Source organism: Janthinobacterium sp. DSP2-3-3, from assembly GCF_049897325.1.
Lineage (GTDB): Bacteria > Pseudomonadota > Gammaproteobacteria > Burkholderiales > Burkholderiaceae_D > Janthinobacterium.
In genome coordinates, this window is the sequence record NZ_JAFCWA010000033.1 from 1 (window position 1) to 1,486 (window position 1,486).

1 protein-coding gene is annotated in these 1,486 nt (G+C 64.6%); it reads left to right on the forward strand.

Going from position 1 to position 1,486, the window contains the following annotated elements:
• The coding region (gene tnpC, locus ACP7DE_RS27935) for an IS66 family transposase (RefSeq protein ID WP_426075178.1) at positions 1–1,436 on the forward strand (1,436 nt) is incomplete at its 5' end.
• Between the last annotated feature and the right edge of the window lie 50 nt (positions 1,437–1,486).

The following is a 1,486-nucleotide window of genomic DNA, read 5'->3' on the forward strand; positions in this document are numbered from 1 at the left end:
CCGAGATCGAGCATCTGAAACTGCAAATTGCCAAGCTGCGACGTATGCAATTCGGCCGCAAGTCCGAAAAACTCGACCACCAGATCGAACAACTGGAGTTGCAGCTTGAAGACTTGCAGGCCGACGACGCCGAGGCCGAACGGGAGATGCCGGCAGCAGACCAGGCGCCGCGCAAACGGGCGGCACGCAAGCCTTTGCCTGAGCATCTGCCGCGTGATGAACAGCGCTACCTGCCTCCCGATGAAGCCTGCCCGTCCTGCGGCGGCAAGCTGCATCAACTGGGCGAGGACGTGGCCGAGCAACTCGAGTTCGTGCCGGCCAGCTTCCGCGTGATACGTCACGTGCGCCCGAAACTGGCCTGCGGCTGCTGCGACGCCATCGTGCAGGCGCCTGCCCCAAGCCGGCCGATTGCGCGCGGTATCGCCGGTCCCGGCCTGCTGGCGCATGTGCTGGTTGCCAAGTTCGCGGATCACCTGCCGTTGTATCGGCAGTCGGTGATCTACGCCCGCGAAGGTGTCGAGCTGGACCGGGCCCTGCTGGCCAGCTGGGTCGGCGCTGCCAGCGCGCTGCTGCGCCCGCTGGTCGATGCCATCCGTAAACACGTACTGGCTGGCACTAAATTGCATGCCGATGACACGCCGGTACCAGTGCTCGCGCCTGGCAACGGCAAAACCAAAACCGGGCGCCTGTGGACCTATGTGCGTGATGATCGGCCAGCTGGCGACAACACGCCGCCGGCGGTGTGGTTCGCCTACTCGCCGGATCGCAAGGGCATCCACCCGCAAAGCCACTTGGCCCAGTTCAAGGGCGTGTTGCAAGCCGATGCCTACGCCGGCTTCAACGCGCTGTACGAAAACGGCGATATCCACGAGGCAGCCTGCTGGGCGCACGCGCGGCGCAAGTTCCACGACCTGCATGCAGCACGGCCATCGCCGCTGACAACCGAAGCGCTGCGGCGCATCGCCGAGCTGTATCTGATCGAAGCCGAAATCCGTGGCAAACCGCCGGACCAGCGCAAGTCAGTGCGGCAGACAGAAGCATGCCCCTTGCTCGATGACCTGGAGCGCTGGCTGCGCACGTCTCTGGAAAAGCTGTCCCGCAAGTCGGACACGGCGGCGGCCATCCTGTATGCGCTGAACCTGTGGCCGGCGCTGACGCGCTACTGCGACAACGGCGCCATCGAGATCGATAACTCGGCCGCCGAACGGGCGTTGCGCGGTATCGCCATCGGCCGGCGCAACTACCTGTTCGCCGGCGCCGACAGCGGTGGCGAACGGGCGGCCGCGATCTACTCTCTGATCGGCACCGCCAAGCTCAACGGTGTTGACCCCGAGGCTTGGCTGCGCCATGTACTGGCAAATATCGCAGAGCATCCGGTCAACCGGGTTGGCGACTTCCTGCCCTGGAACTGTGCCGCACAGCTCCCCTCAGCCTAAACAACACGCCGCTTCCCAGCGGTGTGATGCCATCATCTAGCAAATCAACA